Below are 17,109 nucleotides of genomic sequence, written 5' to 3'. Positions count from 1 at the left end.
AGGCGGACCAATAGGCGATAAAATAGGGCGAAAATATGTTATTTGGGTATCTATATTGGGTACTGCGCCTTTTGCTTTATTGCTTCCGCATGCCAGTTTGTTTTGGATCGGGGTACTTATTGTTCCCATCGGTATGATTCTGGCTTCGGCTTTTTCTGCCATATTGGTTTACGCGCAAGAATTGATTCCGGGAAAGGTAGGTTTGGTTGCAGGTTTGTTTTTTGGTTTTGCCTTTGGTATGGGTGGCATCGGATCGGCTTTGTTAGGTAGGCTAGCAGATTCTACCAGTATTGGATACGTATTTAACGTTTGTGCGTTTCTTCCTTTAATCGGTTTATTAACGGCTTTCTTCTAATATAGAAACGAAGAAGAAATAGAAACAGAAGCTTGTAAAATATATGATTGTTATTCTAAGGAAAATTAGTTAAGTGTATCTGAAAAATCGTCACTACGCGAGGGCTTCTTCAGCCGACGAGCAATCTCAAAGCATGAAGCGCTACCAGCGGTCGCCTTAAGATTGCTTCGTGCCTCGCAATGACGAAAATCCTTTATATCTAAAGTTGAAATTGGGTTCGAGGAATGGATATCAGGTGTTTAGCTAAAGTCATATACTTTTGCTTTGTACCAAACATTAAGCTCCAATTGGCTATATTAAATTATTGGCAATTCAGTTTTTCTATAAAATAATAAGTATCCAGCGCTTCTTCTGATTCCTGGTCCTCGTTTTCATTAACGATCGATTTTATTTTGCCATTGCTTTTTTGAGATCCCATGTTATTGTATTCAAATTTTATATTTCCAATTGATTTGATTTTTCCATCTTCAGATTTAAAAACGGAATTGTAATAGTCGATTTTAATATCACCTATAGATTTAATTTTCCCGTTTTCAGAAGGGAATACACTGTTGTAATATGCTACGCTTTTATCGCCGATGGTTTTTACTTTTCCATCTTCCGATTTAAAAACGGAATTATAATATTCAATTTTGACATCATTTATAGATTTGATTTTACCGTCTTCAGATGGAAATACACTGCTGTAATATTCTATTTTGCCACGAAAGCGTTGTGCATTTGCCTGGTAGGAGATACCCAATAGCAATGATAAGCTTATGCCGGCCAGGCAAAAGCTTTTGGTGAATGTATTTTTCATCTTGGAGAATGTTAAAAGTGATAATTAAAAGTAAATGTTGGTGTGAAATTTTGTAGCGCTAGCTTTAGGTTATTGGTTTTATCATAGTTGTATAGCGACTCCTCAGCATAATAATTTTGATGGAAGAAAGAGACAACAGGCACCGAAAACTCCAATGCAGCATGTTTCGAAACGAAATAACTAAAACCAGGGCTAATGCTCGCACCCCATCCCTTTATTTTAGCATCGGTACGGATCAGGTAACCTTCATCGTCAATGCGGTTAAAGGTGTTTACCTGTAAAAGCAGGTTGGCTTGCATGAAAAACTTAAAACGATCTTTAACATCGATGTATTTGCGTAAGAAGGGAGAAAAACCAAAGCTGAATTCTTTAACTCCACGCTGTTCTTCGTAATATCCGTATTCATTATTCCATGCAATATAGTTTTCACCCCTGAGTTTCGAAAGATTAAGTGGAATTTCCAGACCAATGGCAAGATTATTGGCTAAAAAATAACCTCCCCTTGGGGTAAAGGTAAACGTGTTTAAGCTGGGTGATGAGCTGTTTTGTCTGGAGGTTCCAAAACTTAAACTTCCGCCAACAAATGCGGAGCCTTTTTCGGTCTGGGCATAGCTGCGCCAACTAACGGCACATAGCAGTACCATAATGATTAATTTAGGTTTCATTTTATTTGTGTTTTTGTGTGTAATCAATAATAATCATTATTGAAATAAAAAGCAAGGGAATAAACTACTATGTTAGTTACGTAAATAAATTTTTTGTGTTTGGATTATAAAGTCCACAGTTCGTGGATCTGGATTGCAAATCCAGACCAACTTTACTCCAGGATATGGCAGCTATTTTTAGAAGGATTAAACAAAAAAAATCCCACAGAAATTAATCTATGGGATTTCACTTAGTTATTACGTTTTTAATCTGCTTTCTGGTTCAGGAACACAAATTTATGATCGAACATGTCTAACTTAATTTTGCTGTCTTTGTCAACTTTTCCAGCCAGTATCTCTTTCGATAGTTCGTTTAAGATTCTTTTCTGGATGACCCTTTTTAACGGTCTTGCACCAAACTGCGGATCGTAACCCAATTGTGCCAACCAATCTAAAGCTTCATCGCTGGCCTCCATTTCTATGCCCATTTCGGCCAAGGTTTGCTGTACTTGTTTAAACTGTAAGCTTACAATGTTTCTGATTTCGCTACGATTTAACGGCGTAAACATAATCAGCTCATCAATCCTGTTCAAAAACTCCGGACGAATGGTCTGTTTCAATACCTCAAACAATTCGTTTTTGGTTTTCGCAATAACCTCTTCGCGGTTATCGTCGCTTAAATCTTTAAAGTTATCCTGAATCAAATGTGCACCGATGTTCGATGTCATGATGATGATGGTATTTTTAAAATTTACCGTTCTACCTTTATTATCCGTTAAACGGCCATCATCCAATACCTGCAACAGGATGTTAAATACGTCAGGATGTGCTTTTTCGATCTCATCGAGCAAAACTACTGAGTAAGGTTTACGCCTAACGGCTTCGGTTAACTGTCCGCCTTCATCATAACCCACATATCCCGGAGGCGCACCAATTAATCGCGACACCGCATGGCGCTCCTGGTACTCACTCATATCAATACGGGTAAGTGCATTTTCATCATTGAATAAAAATTCAGCCAGGGCCTTTGCAAGCTCCGTTTTACCTACACCGGTAGTACCTAAAAAGATAAAAGAGCCAATAGGTTTACGTTTATCCTGCAAACCAGCACGTGAACGGCGGATGGCATCAGAAATGGCTTCAATAGCTTCGTCCTGACCAGCTACACGTTGGTGCAGCTCTTCTTCCAGGTGAAGCAGTTTTTCGCGCTCACTGGCAATCAGCTTTGTAACGGGAATACCTGTCCAACGGCCAACCACACCTGCAATATCATCAGCGGTAACCTCTTCTTTGAGCATGCGGCTATCGGTTTGCTGGCTTTCTAAATCGGCTTTAAGTTTTTCAACCTTATCCTGGGCTTCCTTGATTTTTCCGTAACGGATTTCGGCAACCTTACCATAATCTCCCGCACGTTCAGCCTGTTCTGCCTCTAATTTATAATGCTCAATCTGCTCCAATTCATTATTCACCGCATCTACCAGGTCTTTTTCGCCTTGCCACTTAGCTTTAAATTCATCACGCTCTGCAGATAGGTTAGCAATTTCTTCTGAAAGTTCTTTAACTTTTTTATCGTCTTTTTCACGCTTAATGGCTTCGCGTTCAATTTCCAGGCGCATAATCTCGCGGTCTAAAGCATCAACATGTTCAGGCACACTGTCCATTTCCATGCGCAGTTTAGATGCGGCTTCGTCCATTAAGTCGATGGCCTTATCGGGTAAGAAACGATCAGAGATATAGCGCTGACTCATTTCTACGGCTGCAATAATGGCTTCATCTTTAATCCTTACCTTATGGTGTGTTTCATAACGCTCTTTTAAGCCGCGTAGGATTGAAATGGCATCTTGCGTATCTGGTTCTTCAACCATTACTTTTTGGAAACGGCGTTCCAAGGCTTTATCTTTTTCTAAATATTTTTGATATTCATCTAAAGTAGTTGCACCTATGGCACGAAGCTCTCCGCGGGCAAGGGCCGGTTTTAAGATGTTTGCCGCATCCATTGCACCTTCACCACCACCGGCACCAACTAAAGTATGGATCTCATCGATAAATAAGATAATATCGCCATCACTTTGGGTAACTTCTTTAACAACCGCTTTTAAACGCTCTTCGAACTCGCCTTTATATTTAGCACCTGCAATTAAAGCGCCCATATCAAGCGAATAAACCACTTTACTTTTTAGGTTTTCAGGTACATCTCCTTTAATAATCCTAAAAGCAATTCCTTCTGCAATGGCGGTTTTACCTACACCAGGCTCACCAATCAATATTGGGTTGTTTTTGGTCCTACGTGATAAAATTTGAATAACCCGGCGGATTTCCTCATCGCGACCGATTACCGGATCCAGTTTGCCACTTTCCGCATATTCATTTAAGTTGCGGGCATATTTACTCAAAGCCTGATAAGTGGCTTCGGCATTCTGATCGGTTACCCGGTTATCACCACGTAATTCTACAATGGCTTTTTTAAGGTCTTTTTCGTTAACACCTTGTTCTTTTAATAACTTGGAACTGCTGTCGTTAACAGCTAATATGCCTAGTAACAGATGTTCTACTGATACAAACTCATCTTTAAACTCTTTTAAAAACGTTTGTGCTTTTTGTAAAACGCTATTGGCATTAGATGACAGATATACATTGCTTCCGCTCACTTTAGGGAACCTGGCAATCTCTGCATCCAGATTTTGATTTAATACATTTAAATTGACGTTTAATTTCTTTAAAACATAAGAAACCACGTTTTCATCAACAGTAAGCAAACCTTTAAGCAGGTGTGCCGTTTCAATAGCCTGTTGCTGATTGCCTTGGGCTATTTCAGAAGCCTGTTGAACTGCTTCCTGGGCTTTTATGGTAAAATTGTTGAAGTTCATATCCCGTTTAAATCAAAACAAATGCCATGTTAATTTTGATTTTTAAATCGGAAATTTTGTCTGTAAGATTTGGGTGTTAATGACTAATTAACTGATTTTTAATGGTTTGTACTGAAAAAATGTCTGATGTTAATAAGAAATTCTCCATTGTGTTCAGGATGCTATCAACTAAGCACATGCCCAAGTTAAATAAACTCCCCGCCTGTATGGGAAGGTGATAAAACGGAAAGCCCCGAGTGTAGCGAGGACTTGAAGGGATAGCAGGATTGCCGTGACCGAAACGAACAGGAACCTGCTTTCCTAAAATATTGAAGATATCATTCTTCTGTAAGGTCCTTCGACAGGCTACCATTGATGTTGTTTTATATATAATTAATAATGAACGACTTGTGAAACTGTCCATTGCCATCTAGCGAGGCCATAGCACAGCATCTTCGTTTCACTTAAACCCGGCCTAATAAATTTTTCGGGCTCTACTGACCAAGCCCTGCCACTAGCTTTGAAAGAAAACGGCGAAGCCCTCATGAATGCAGCTTAATTGATAAACAACAAATGAATAAATTTTCAGCCGGCATTTTATTAATAGTTTTCTGTTGTTTTCATTTGTATTAATGAGCTCGGCAAAGCCTCGGTTTTGTTTCTTTTTGATGCCAAAAAGAAAGAGCCCTTCGGCGGCGGCGAGCCGAGGCAGGACTGCGCCGTAGGGTGAAAAACGGCACTCATATTTATAACATAAATTATTCCTTAGGATGACCAAAAAAAATCCCGTTTCACCTATCCGGGCAAAACGGGATAAAACCTAAAACAAAATCCGTTTCATTTGATAAAACGTTACAACTTGTGTGTTGTTAAAATAATAGACGAGAATTTCTGTTTAAGGTTTAATGCCTGATGAATAATTTTTATTTAATTTAAGGCACATTAAAAATGGTAATTATAACTCCTCAGGTTAATATATTGTTGTTAATAAGAGGAGGCGTAGTAGAAAGTGTATAAAAACAAAGCTTATAAAATGTGATTATTTTTTTTGTCAGGTTTTCGTTAATGCTGCGCAGATTTATCTAAGTTTGTTCAATATTAAATTATTTAGGATAGAAAATGTCGGTAAGGGGTAACCAGTTTAAAGCCAATACATTCAGGGAAAAAGGTGCAGAAAATGCACCCGGCAGATCATCATTAGGCAGGCAGTCCAAGCAAAAAATGGATTTTTTGCCAAGCTTCGATTTGGCAGATGGCCGCGCAGTTAAAATTGTAGGTCTGTTTTTCGTGATATTATCACTATATTTTCTAATCGCTTTTACTTCTTATTTGTTTACCTGGCAGGATGACCAGAGTTATGTAATCGATGCCAACGGCGGCTGGAGCAATCTTTTTAAAACAGCAGAAGAGTTAAAGGGTGCAGGTGTTACCACCCCTGTTGTTCAGAACTGGTTGGGTAAGTTTGGTGCGCTCTTGTCACACCAATTTATTTACGAATGGTTTGGTATTGCATCGTTCTTATTCGTTTTGGCTTTTTTTATTATCGGCTACCGTTTATTGTTCAAGGTCAAAATTCTTTCTATCTCTAAAACATTAGGATATAGCTTTTTCTTTTTGCTGTTTATTTCACTAACCTTAGGTTTTGCGCACGGTTTTTGGTCAGAATCGCCACATTATCTGGAAGGGGAGTTTGGCTATTGGAGCAATAAATTATTAAGTGCCCAAATTGGTGCTGCTGGTGTTGCCGGCTTAATCGCTTTTGCCGGATTAACCATTTTAATCATCGCCTATAATATCGATTTTAAATTTCCGGAACGTAAAGCGAAAGAAGTTTACCTGGATAATGAAACACCAGATTATGTAAATGATATTAGGGAGCAGGCTGTTAAAAACAAAACCTTCGAAGAACCTTCAGCACCTATTGAATTTCCGGTGCGCGATAAGCCTGTAACTAATGAACGTAAACAACAAAACGTCGTATTGCAGCCGAGCCGTTATGAAGAAAAAGAAGAAGAAGAGGAAACTGTAGCCCCGGTGGTATTATCTCCACTGGCCACTAATTTGCCATTGGCTACTGCTGCGGCTGCATCAATGCCTTTAACGGTAGAACCAGCGGTTGAAGTGGAAAAGGAACCTGCCTTTACGATCGAAAAAACCGAAGAAGAAAAAAAATCAGAAGACCTGGTTGAGCAGTTCGGCAATTATGATGAAAAACTGGATTTATCGGGTTATAAATACCCTACTGTTGATCTGTTAGAAAATTATGGCACCAATAAAATTTCGGTAAATGCCGAAGAACTGGAAGCCAATAAGAATAAAATCGTTGAAACGCTTAATCATTACAATATCGAAATTGATAAGATTAAGGCAACCATTGGTCCGACCGTTACCCTTTACGAAATTATTCCGGCACCGGGGGTGAGGATTTCGAAAATTAAAAACCTGGAAGATGATATTGCACTTTCATTAGCTGCTTTGGGAATCCGGATCATCGCGCCAATGCCAGGCAAAGGTACCATTGGTATCGAGGTGCCGAACCAGCATCCTGAAATGGTGCCGATGCGCAGTATTCTAAATACCGAAAAATGGGCTCAAAATACCATGGATTTGCCTATCGCTTTAGGTAAAACCATCAGTAATGAGGTATTTATTGCGGATCTGGCTAAAATGCCACACTTATTGGTAGCCGGGGCAACCGGTCAGGGTAAATCGGTGGGGATTAACTCTATTCTGGTTTCGTTGCTGTTTAAAAAACACCCCGCACAACTTAAGTTTGTACTGGTCGACCCGAAAAAAGTAGAATTAACCCTGTTCAACAGGATTGAAAGACACTTTTTGGCTAAACTGCCTGGAGAGGCTGATGCGATTATAACGGATACCAAAAAAGTGGTGAATACGCTAAACTCGCTTTGTATTGAGATGGATCAGCGTTATGATTTGCTGAAAGATGCGCAGGTGAGGAATTTAAAAGAATACAACGAAAAGTTTGTTAAGCGCAAGCTTAATCCAAATAACGGTCACCGCTTTTTGCCTTTCATTGTTCTGGTGGTAGATGAGTTTGCCGATTTGATGATGACTGCCGGTAAAGAGGTGGAAGCACCAATTGCCCGTTTGGCGCAATTGGCCCGTGCCATCGGAATCCATTTGGTGCTGGCCACGCAACGTCCTTCGGTAAATATTATAACCGGTACCATTAAGGCCAACTTCCCGGCCAGGCTGGCCTTCAGGGTATTGTCTAAAATTGATTCGCGGACCATTTTAGATAGCGGTGGTGCCGATCAGTTAATTGGCCGTGGTGATATGCTTTTATCTACAGGGAGCGACTTAATCAGGCTACAGTGTGCTTTCGTTGATACACCTGAAGTTGACCGCATTTCTGAATATATCGGCAACCAACGTGGTTACGCTGATGCTTATCAGCTGCCAGAATATATTGATGAAGCAGGAGAGGGCAGCAAGGCCGATTTTGACCCCAATGAGCGGGATAAGTTCTTTGAAGATGCAGCGAGGCTGATTGTCATGCATCAACAGGGTTCAACATCCTTAATCCAGCGTAAATTAAAACTGGGTTACAACCGTGCAGGCCGAATTATCGATCAATTGGAGGCTGCCGGAATTGTGGGTCCGTTTGAAGGAAGTAAGGCGCGTGAAGTTTTATATCCTGATGAATATTCTTTGGAACAATTCTTGAATAACATGGATGACAAGGATTAGATTAAACCAATAGCAATAAATCTACTCTAACGTTTCAAACGAAAATTTAAAAAAGAAAAGATGAAGAAATTAATTTCAGCATTAATGGTTGTGGTTGCTTTTACAACTTCAACTTATGCTCAAACTGATGCGAAAGCTAAAGCCATTTTAGCTGAAGTGAGTAAAAAATACAAATCGTATAATGTAGTTAAAACAGATTTTACCTTTACGCTCGATAACCCGAAAGCTAAAGTAAAAGAAACGCAACAAGGAACTTTATACGTTAAAGCCAATTCTGACAAGTATAAAGTGGCCATGACCAATCAGGAGTTATTTAGCGATGGCAAAAGCCAGTGGACTTACCTGAAAAAAGATAAAGAAGTGCAGGTAAGTAATGTAGATAACAGCGGCGACGCTATTAACCCGGCCAAAATTTTCACCGTTTACGAAAAAGGATTTAAATACGTTTACACGGGAGAACAAAAAGCTGGTGCTAAAACTTATCAAATGATTGATTTAACTCCTGTAGATGCTAAAAAATCGATTTTTAAAGTACGTTTAAGCATTGATAAAGCTGCAAAACAAATTGCCAATGTGGTATTGTTTGATAAAAACGGAAACAAATACACTTACAATGTGAAAACTTTTTCACCAAATGTGAATGTACCGGAAACTACTTTTGCTTTCGATGCTAAAAAATACCCTGGTGTTGAAGTGGTAGATTTAAGATAATAGATATTACCGCCGAGGCGGGATGAAACCTGAAAGGTTCAGTTGGAAACAGCTGGACCTTTTTTGTTTATAGAACTAAATTGAGAGTTGTAATTTGTATTAAATATCAAGTGGCTATTGATGGAATCTAATTAAGTCATTTAGATAAGGTATTGCTTCTTTTGGAAAGCAATTTCAGTAATTTTTGGGTTACAGCAGTCCCGCCATTTGCTATAGGCCCGATGAAGAATCGGGCGCTGCCGCTGCTGTCGGGTTTAAGTGGCTTGTTCCTTTTAAGAAACAATGAGTTTAGAAGATTTTGATGACAGTTTATCATGAATCGTCTCGACAGTAGTGCCTGCCCGTACAGGCGGGAGAGATCTTTTTAACCGTGGTTTCGGTGTTATGCTAGCTCGCTTTAATAACACACAGGTTTTACCGAAGGACGCTGTCAATCCCCAGAGCCGGAGAAATCAAAAAACAGTTGCTGTTAAGGTAAAATGACACTAACAAACCTGAAACGCAGTGATTTTGTGTTTGTAAGAAATGATTCGAAGCTTTGAAAGAATTGAACACAAACCCCGAAGGGCTCAATCAGCCCAAAGAAACCACAAACAAAAACTGATTAAACAAAGTGCCGCTGTTTTTTTGATGCGGGTTGAATTGTGCGAAAGGCTCATTGCTGGATTGACAAAGCGCTTTGGGTACTTTGGCGCGACAAAATGCGAAGCATTCTTGAGCACCGCTAAAAACAACAAGAACTGCGAAAAACTACCATGCCACCGCGGCATAGAGCGGAAAAATGAATATTAAACTAAAATTATTTTAAGTAATCAAGACAAGTTAACAGCAAGAAAGATGCTGACCGCGAAGTAGCTATTAGATCTTGAAAACAATAAAAACTGTTAATAAATTAATTCAGCATGACGATCGCATTACGAATATCTACTAAACAAATACAGTTTAATGTAGATGTGTCCACGCGATAGGCCAACTGGGGAAAGACGATCATTCTATTCCATTCTGTCATTGATAGAGGTTAAAATTTTTAAATACATCGGAGTGTTGATGACGACTATACAAAAGGCGTCATCTCGACCGTAGCGCCTGCCCGAACAGGCGGGGAGAGATCTTTTTTGAGCGTAGTTTCGACGCTATGCTAGCTCGCTTTAATAATACACAGGTTTTACCGAAGGACGCTGTCAATCCCAAGAGCCGGAGAAATCAAAAAAACAGTTGCTGTTCAGGTAAAATGGCACTAACAAACCTGAAACGCAGTGGTTTTGTGTTCATAAGAAATGATTCAAAGCGTTGAAAGAATTGAACACAAAATAAAGTGCCGCTGTTTTTTTGATGCGTGTGGGATTGTGCAAAAGGCTCATTGCTGGATTGACAAAGCGCTTTGGGTACTTTGGCGCGACAAAATGCGAAGCATTCTTGAGCACCGCTAAAAACAACAAGAACTGCGAAAAACTACCATGCCACCGCGGCATAGAGCGGAAAAATGAATATTAAACTAAAATTATTTTAAGTAATCAAGACAAGTTAACAACAGGAAAGATGCTGACCACGAAATAGCTATTAGACGTTTAAAAACAATAGAAAACAACCAATAAAACAAGTTCAGCGTGACGATCGCCGTCGTCATTGTACTCGATAGAACATTGTTCAGGATGAAAATGAACGCATTGGTTGATAAATTTTTCCCCCCGTATTTATGAATGCTGCGCAGATTTCTCTAAGTTTGTTTCCAATGTCATTGCCGCTAACAAACCATACTTTAGAGAAATTAGAAGCGCTGCTTTTGGCCATGGGTTATAAGGTACGTTATGAGAAAGGGAACTTTAAAACGGGTTCTTGCCTGCTGGAGCATAACAAAATAATTGTGGTGAATAAATTCTCTAATCTGGAAGGTAAAATTACGGCACTGGTCACACTGGTAAAACAAACCACTGTCGACGAAAACCTGCTGGAGGAGAAACAACGACAGTTTTACCTCTCCCTGCAACAAACCGAATTGTTTTAATAAGCTGGAGTTTAAGTTATGCCTGATTATCTCAAAATCTTACTCAGGTTTGGTATCTAAAGCGATTTTTAAATAAAAAGCTTTAAATTGCGGCTTAATAGACTGTTCACTTTTATCGTAGCAATTTGAAGATCACATTTTTAGGTACAGGTACCTCTCAAGGCGTTCCAGTAATCGCTTGTAAATGCGACGTTTGTCGTTCTACCGATAAACGCGATAACCGTTTAAGGACATCTATTTTAATTGAAACAGCTGATAAAACCATTGTAGTAGATAGTGGACCTGATTTCCGTTACCAGCTTTTGCGCGAAAAGGTAAAAGACCTCGATGCGGTGTTGTTCACCCACGAACATAAAGACCACGTTGCAGGTTTAGATGATATCCGACCCTTTAATTATTTGTTGCATAAGGTAATTGATGTTTATGCGACCGAAAGGGTACAAACTGCTTTAAAAAGGGAATTTTACTACATTTTTGCTGAAACCAAATACCATGGTTTACCACAGATTAACCTCCACACGGTAACCAATGGCGAAGATTTTAAAATAGGCGAAACTACCATTACCCCTTTTGAAGTGATGCACCATTTATTACCCATTACGGGATATCGAATTGATGATTTTACTTACATTACCGATGCCAAAACGATATCTGAACAAAGTTTCGAAAAGATAAAGGGCACAAAGATCTTGGTGATTAATGCTTTACAGAAAGAGTCGCACATTTCTCATTTTACTTTAAGCGAAGCCATTAGCTTTGCAGAAAAGGTGGGCGCAGAAACCACTTATCTAACGCATATCAGCCATAATCTGGGTAAACATGCTGATGTGGAAAAAGACTTGCCATCGAACATCAGGTTGGCCTATGATGGGTTAAAAATAGAATTGTAAATGATAGTTTCGAAAATCCAAAATTAAATTATATTTGCAGCACAAACCCAGGTGGGCGGTCCCGATGGCTATCGGGATGTTAGACGCCTTCGGGAATGATTAAATAGCAAATACCCAGGTGGCGAAATTGGTAGACGCACCATCTTGAGGGGGTGGCGCTGGCAACGGCGTGGCAGTTCGAATCTGCTTCTGGGTACAAAGAGTTTGGTTTTTACCAAACTCTTTCTTGTTACATGGCATCAGTTTATATTCTTTTCTCCAAAAAATTGAACCGTTTTTATACTGGTAATTGTTTGGATTTATCCAAGCGGCCGGACGAGCATTTACAAGGTAGTTATATGGATAGTTTTACCCGCAAAGCTAATGATTGGGAACTTTTTCTTCACATCAATGATTTGGCATACCAGCAAGCCAGACAGATTGAACTGCATATTAAAAAAATGAAAAGCAGAACTTACATAGAAAACCTAAAAAGATACGAAGATATTCAAACCAAGCTTATTATGCTTTACAGATAATGGTGGCGACCCCGATAGCTCGCTATAGGTGGTAGACGTACCATTTTGAGGGGGTGGCGCTGCAACGGCGTGGCAGTTTATCCCGATAAATTATTGGGACTGCTTCTGGGTTATATGACATCAGTTTATATTCTTTTTCAAAATATTAGACTGTTTTTATGTGGATAGTTGTCTAGATTTAACCAAACGACTAGATGAGCATTACAAATTAGGCAACGTTCAATAGTTTGTAACTACTTCGGTGCGGGAGCTTTCCATACAGAGGGGCTTACCTTTGAAGAATTATTTCCATTATAAAACCCATCTGTCCATAGTTTTGAGCTTAGGTTGATCATAGGAAGACTAAGGACATCGGAGAGGACCATTTGAGTTTAAAAAATCAACACTATAATATTATCCGTAGAGTCGTTGTACTTAACTCTAAAGATAGGTAGCGCAAGGTGTCGATATAGCACTATCAACTATTAAAATAAAAATCACAAAACAAATTCATGTAAATTTAATTTAGTAACTAGCTTAAATATTGAAGCAATTAACTATAATTGTATACTCAAAGAGCAGAAAAAAGGCATAATAGAGTAAAAAAACGCAGCAGATGATAAAAATAGATCATTATCGAGTTAACGGCTTTAAAAATTTAGAATCAGTTGATGTCAGTTTAAATAACATGAATGTAATTATTGGTCCCAATAATTCAGGCAAATCTAACTTCTTACAGTCAATCTCCTTCTTAAACTATATTGTTAACGGTTCCACGGACGATCTGGAAAAAAGTTTTCTAAATGGATTTAGGTCGACTCATTTTAATGGCATAATCCCTTTTAACAAGTTATATGCAGATGAGGCTCCAAAAAAAGATAAAATATTATTTGAGCTTAAATTCTCAAATACAAATACTAATAACAATTTTAGATATGAATTGGGGCTCGAATACAATAATGGTATTTTTAATGATACGGACTTTAAAATAATTTCTGAAAGCCTCGAGGCTAAAGAGTTTGGGAAGCCAGGGAAAGCAACAAATATATTCTCTCGTAAAAAATCGAAAATTAAATTTGGCTCAGATTTGGGAAGAGTTGGCGCAATTAAGGAATTACCAGATTATCTAAGTGTTGTACGTTTACTCAAAATCATTCCTGGAAACAAACAATTTTCTGATGCTGCAAACACTTTAAATAGTATAATAAAAACTCCAACTTTTTATTTTTCAAATACAGAGCTAATGAAGTCTGATACCATTGACAGAGTTAACGTATTCAATGGCAGAACAGTTGCTTTTGATTTAGAAAAAGAGATTATTGGAATGGAAAATGGTGACCAATGGGATATTTTCACGAATTCGGTTAGAAATATACTTAACATTGATGGTGTGTTTATTCATACTTATTCATCTAAATCGAATTCTAGTAAGGAAGATAAAAAGGAACAAAAGTTTCTTTATTTTGATCATTTTGGAAGCTTAAAAAGTGTTGATCAAATGTCTGATGGTACGATATTAATTATAGCCTTAATAACTAAAATACTAACGAGTCATCAAGATGTATTTTTTATCGAAGAACCGGAAAATTCAATTCATCCTAAAGCATTAATCGATCTTTTCGGATTTCTACAGAGTTTCACAGAGACAAAACAATTTGTTATAAGTTCGCATTCAATCGCTTTACTTAACAAAACGCAAATTGACGATATATTAACAAGCAGCGTTTTGCCAAATGGTACTAGTGAGATATTAAATGTATCAGATAGGAAAATTTTAAAAAGCAGACTCAAATCAGCCTATGTGAATTTTAGTGATGAATTATTTTTTGGAGTAGACCCTAAAGACGAGTTCAACTGATGGCTAAAGACAAAAATGAGCATTCAATATTGTTCTTATTTGAAGGAGATACTGAAGGAGAATTTTATCAAAAATTTTTTAATCTAAATATTCCACCTCGTTCCGTTAGAATAAATAAAGGCAATTTACATGGCGTATATAGTCTAAGCATTAAAGTTGAAAATAAGATTCAAGCATACTTAACAAACAAAGATTATGATGACTTTAAATCTATTCACGTAATCGTTGCTTATGATAGAGAAGGGATTAGATCAAAACAACCATTGTTAGATATTTCAGGATTAAGGAAAAAATTTATTTCAAAAAAGTCACGAATAAAATCCATCAATCATATTGTTGCAACACAGGATTTGGAAAGCTGGTTTTATCATGATATTGAAGGGATCTATAAATATTTAAAAGTTCCCACAAATGAAAGGAAGTATAAATTTTCCCAAATGTTGAGAGTGTGCATAACAGATCTCTTTCTGCACTATTCCATCGATACAAGAAACATTATCAGAAAGGCAAAAGAGTTGAGGGGTTTATCGATTCACTCAATTTGGATATGATTAGGGATCGAGTTATTGAACTACAAGAGCTTCTGAAAATTTTAAAATCCTGTAATACCAAGTAGCATTTAAGCCATCCCAATCAGGTATTTTTTATATATGATTGTTATATTGTATTATAAGGTAATCAGCAATCACACTTTGAAAGTGTGAAGACTTATAAAAATTTTGCCTATCACAATAGTTGCCCTTTAAGTGTCAATCAAGCCCTCACAATCTCCGCAAGGGCTTAAATTTAGTTACCCATTCATCACTCAAAACTCCCTTTCCCAACCACATAACTATAAATCACTACATACTCAACTCCATTTTTTTCAAAATACCCGATCGGAATATCACCTTTTTCAAAGTAGGCCGATTTACTTTCAAATGGAATACCGCAAAGGATGGTATCAGGTTCTTCCTGATGATAAACTACATCATTTCTAAGGTTTGCAATAGCCATCAATGCGGATAAACTTTTGCCCGATCCTTTTTGGTTGTATTTGGGATGGTGCGGATGTTGATCGGCGCTTACCCAGGCGCCAGGTACCATTGGTTTATAAAATTTGCCTAAAGGGATATCAAACCGGCGGGGCAAAAAACAAGAGGCTATTGTGCCGTTGGGGTTGATGGTTCCGGTTTCGATAAAGAAATGGCTAATCTGTATCCAATGCCGGGTGAGCTGGTACACATATTCCCGAACGGCATTTTGCCCATCTTCTAAAAATTCTGCCCAACCGCTGTAGCGTGGCAACGTCATGGTGATTTCTGAAACATGCCCATCAATGTGATGTAAGGTAGCCTTTACCGCGCAAATGGCAGGCAATACATTAATGTTGGCCGGTACAGCTGCAACCTGAACAGGGAGCTGTATGTGTTGATTTTTACTTTTGGCAGTTTGCATAACCTAAAAATTAAAAAGTATCCTGATCGCTGCAAACTGCCAAATAACTCTTTTCAGAGATATAGGAAATGTGGGGCTACCACTCGACCAGGAATATTGTTAAAAATTAATTGCTGTTTTGGATCTCTGATGTTTGATGAAAAAATATATTATTTAACAGTTTGCATCAGCAATATCGAAATAAAATTTCAAATCGCAAATAATAATTGAAAAATTACCCGAAGAATTTTGGCTGATCGTTTTTCAGTCTGAATGGGGTTATGGATTACCCACATCGCAACAAATTTCTATCAAAATGTAGCTTAATTACCACAGTTAAGCATTAATGATGTGATAATTTGGGTTAAAATCCAGTAATAAAACTGCCATATCAAATCAAAAACTGACAAAATTTTATATCTCATGGAATTATGAAACAATAGCTATAACTATGTGTTGCAAATGCAGAAGGTATGAACGGGGAACATGCCTGTTTATCATGCAGAAACATGTAAAATGAAAGATAAATACGTTAATAACCAGGCTGACCTCGAATATTATTTTGAACAATACCCAAACCTGCTGTGCATTGTGGGCGAGGACGGATTTCTGAAGAAAATGAATCCTGCCGTTCAAAATTTATTGGGTTACTCGGATGAAGAGCTGTTTAATTCGCCTATAGATGATTTTATCCATCCCGATGACCGGGAAGTTGCTTCTCATGTGAGAATTGCACAGGTAAATAGCGAACATTTCGCCGAGTATGATAACCGCTTGCTGACCAAAGATGGTAAAATTGTATGGCTTTCCTGGTCTTCGGTTTTTATAGAGCGCGATCAGGTTTTTTTCTCCATTGCGAAAGATATCACCGGCAAAAAAAAAGAAGAAGAACAAAGTCATATCATTTCTATTCTCAACCGTTTGGGAGAAGAGCAAAGGGCCAGGTTTTCGCAGGAAATTGCTTTTATCAATCCCGAAATCCACCCTGAAGTGCCAGACTTTAGGTGGTTGGGGCTTAATGAGACCTTAGCGGTCGCCGACCAGAAGTGGATGGAAAAATTTGAAATGCTTGTGCGCAAACATGCAGGTACGGCAAACCTGAATTTAAAGTTTTTAAGTGCGGAAATGGCCATGAGCGAACGCCAGGTTTACCGTTACATCGATAGGATTGTTTCAATGACCCCGAAAAAACTGATCACTATGGTGCAACTGCACATGGTGTGGGAGATGATCTCGAAAGGAAAAGAACACAGCCCGGCTGCTTTAGGTAGAATGGCAGGTTTTTCCTCCACCAGCCGGTTTAAAAAAATGTTCTATAATATTTATGGAATTGATGTTACAGCGCTGCTGTAAATTAAAAAATTTAATCTGGGT

12 protein-coding genes, 1 tRNA gene and 1 pseudogene are annotated in these 17,109 nt (G+C 38.3%); 10 read left to right on the top strand and 4 right to left on the bottom strand.

Annotated elements, in window-relative coordinates; genetic code table 11:
- Window positions 1-377: pseudogene (locus PGN18_RS14000) on the top strand (MFS transporter); the annotation flags it as partial.
- 279 nt (window positions 378-656) lie between these two features.
- On the opposite strand, the gene PGN18_RS13995 reads toward PGN18_RS14000, so the two are convergent.
- The 3 genes from PGN18_RS13995 to clpB form a co-directional block, all read right to left on the bottom strand.
- Window positions 657-1,154 carry a hypothetical protein gene (locus tag PGN18_RS13995; protein ID WP_335320151.1) on the bottom strand — a complete coding sequence of 166 codons (498 nt, stop codon included), beginning with the start codon at window positions 1,152-1,154 and terminating at the stop codon, window positions 657-659.
- Between the two features lie 11 nt (window positions 1,155-1,165).
- On the bottom strand, window positions 1,166-1,819 hold the full coding sequence (locus PGN18_RS13990; protein WP_335320150.1) for an outer membrane beta-barrel protein: 654 nt from the start codon (window positions 1,817-1,819) through the stop codon (window positions 1,166-1,168).
- A 245-nt stretch (window positions 1,820-2,064) separates the two neighbouring features.
- The gene (gene clpB / locus PGN18_RS13985) at window positions 2,065-4,665 is read right to left on the bottom strand and encodes an ATP-dependent chaperone ClpB (protein WP_335320149.1); all 2,601 of its coding nucleotides are present in this window, start codon (window positions 4,663-4,665) and stop codon (window positions 2,065-2,067) included.
- Window positions 4,666-5,763: 1,098 nt separating this feature from the next.
- Between clpB and PGN18_RS13980 the strand changes: the two genes are divergently transcribed.
- The 8 genes from PGN18_RS13980 (at window position 5,764) to PGN18_RS13945 (ending at window position 14,870) form a co-directional block, all read left to right on the top strand.
- The gene (locus tag PGN18_RS13980) at window positions 5,764-8,358 is read left to right on the top strand and encodes an FtsK/SpoIIIE family DNA translocase (RefSeq protein ID WP_335320148.1); all 2,595 of its coding nucleotides are present in this window, start codon (window positions 5,764-5,766) and stop codon (window positions 8,356-8,358) included.
- 60 nt (window positions 8,359-8,418) lie between these two features.
- Window positions 8,419-9,069, top strand: a complete 651-nt coding sequence (locus tag PGN18_RS13975) for a LolA family protein (protein ID WP_335320146.1) — start codon at window positions 8,419-8,421, stop codon at window positions 9,067-9,069.
- Window positions 9,070-10,801: 1,732 nt separating this feature from the next.
- Window positions 10,802-11,074 carry a hypothetical protein gene (locus PGN18_RS13970; RefSeq protein WP_335320144.1) on the top strand — a complete coding sequence of 91 codons (273 nt, stop codon included), beginning with the start codon at window positions 10,802-10,804 and terminating at the stop codon, window positions 11,072-11,074.
- Window positions 11,075-11,199: 125 nt separating this feature from the next.
- Window positions 11,200-11,964 (top strand): MBL fold metallo-hydrolase, encoded by a 765-nt coding sequence (locus PGN18_RS13965; RefSeq protein WP_335320143.1) that lies wholly within the window; start codon window positions 11,200-11,202, stop codon window positions 11,962-11,964.
- A 112-nt stretch (window positions 11,965-12,076) separates the two neighbouring features.
- Window positions 12,077-12,160: transfer RNA gene (locus PGN18_RS13960), tRNA-Leu, on the top strand.
- A 37-nt stretch (window positions 12,161-12,197) separates the two neighbouring features.
- Window positions 12,198-12,482 carry a GIY-YIG nuclease family protein gene (locus PGN18_RS13955; RefSeq protein WP_335320142.1) on the top strand — a complete coding sequence of 95 codons (285 nt, stop codon included), beginning with the start codon at window positions 12,198-12,200 and terminating at the stop codon, window positions 12,480-12,482.
- 595 nt (window positions 12,483-13,077) lie between these two features.
- Window positions 13,078-14,319: an AAA family ATPase gene (locus PGN18_RS13950; RefSeq protein WP_335320140.1), complete on the top strand. Its 1,242-nt coding sequence runs from the start codon at window positions 13,078-13,080 to the stop codon at window positions 14,317-14,319.
- A complete protein-coding gene (locus tag PGN18_RS13945; protein WP_335320139.1) occupies window positions 14,319-14,870 on the top strand; it encodes a hypothetical protein in 552 nt (183 codons plus the stop codon). The genes PGN18_RS13950 and PGN18_RS13945 overlap by 1 nt, the downstream gene beginning before the upstream one ends.
- A gap of 250 nt (window positions 14,871-15,120) precedes the next feature.
- Here the strand turns inward: PGN18_RS13945 and PGN18_RS13940 are convergent, their stop codons facing one another.
- Window positions 15,121-15,756 carry a hypothetical protein gene (locus tag PGN18_RS13940; protein ID WP_335320138.1) on the bottom strand — a complete coding sequence of 212 codons (636 nt, stop codon included), beginning with the start codon at window positions 15,754-15,756 and terminating at the stop codon, window positions 15,121-15,123.
- Between the two features lie 495 nt (window positions 15,757-16,251).
- Between PGN18_RS13940 and PGN18_RS13935 the strand changes: the two genes are divergently transcribed.
- The gene (locus PGN18_RS13935; RefSeq protein WP_335320137.1) at window positions 16,252-17,088 is read left to right on the top strand and encodes a PAS domain S-box protein; all 837 of its coding nucleotides are present in this window, start codon (window positions 16,252-16,254) and stop codon (window positions 17,086-17,088) included.
- The last annotated feature ends 21 nt before the right edge of the window (window positions 17,089-17,109 follow it).

Source organism: Pedobacter terrae (assembly GCF_036946585.1).
Classification (GTDB): Bacteria; Bacteroidota; Bacteroidia; order Sphingobacteriales; family Sphingobacteriaceae; genus Pedobacter; species Pedobacter terrae_C.
Note: the sequence above shows the minus strand (reverse complement) of the source record. Positions and strands in the feature narration are given on the sequence as shown.

Coding starts and splice junctions, on each gene's coding strand:
- PGN18_RS13995 (WP_335320151.1), bottom strand. CDS start 1,154: ATGAAAAATACATTCACCAAAAGCTTTTGCCTGGCCGGCATAAGCTTA.
- PGN18_RS13990 (WP_335320150.1), bottom strand. CDS start 1,819: ATGAAACCTAAATTAATCATTATGGTACTGCTATGTGCCGTTAGTTGG.
- clpB (WP_335320149.1), bottom strand. CDS start 4,665: ATGAACTTCAACAATTTTACCATAAAAGCCCAGGAAGCAGTTCAACAG.
- PGN18_RS13980 (WP_335320148.1), top strand. CDS start 5,764: ATGTCGGTAAGGGGTAACCAGTTTAAAGCCAATACATTCAGGGAAAAA.
- PGN18_RS13975 (WP_335320146.1), top strand. CDS start 8,419: ATGAAGAAATTAATTTCAGCATTAATGGTTGTGGTTGCTTTTACAACT.
- PGN18_RS13970 (WP_335320144.1), top strand. CDS start 10,802: ATGTCATTGCCGCTAACAAACCATACTTTAGAGAAATTAGAAGCGCTG.
- PGN18_RS13955 (WP_335320142.1), top strand. CDS start 12,198: ATGGCATCAGTTTATATTCTTTTCTCCAAAAAATTGAACCGTTTTTAT.
- PGN18_RS13950 (WP_335320140.1), top strand. CDS start 13,078: ATGATAAAAATAGATCATTATCGAGTTAACGGCTTTAAAAATTTAGAA.
- PGN18_RS13945 (WP_335320139.1), top strand. CDS start 14,319: ATGGCTAAAGACAAAAATGAGCATTCAATATTGTTCTTATTTGAAGGA.
- PGN18_RS13940 (WP_335320138.1), bottom strand. CDS start 15,756: ATGCAAACTGCCAAAAGTAAAAATCAACACATACAGCTCCCTGTTCAG.
- PGN18_RS13935 (WP_335320137.1), top strand. CDS start 16,252: ATGAAAGATAAATACGTTAATAACCAGGCTGACCTCGAATATTATTTT.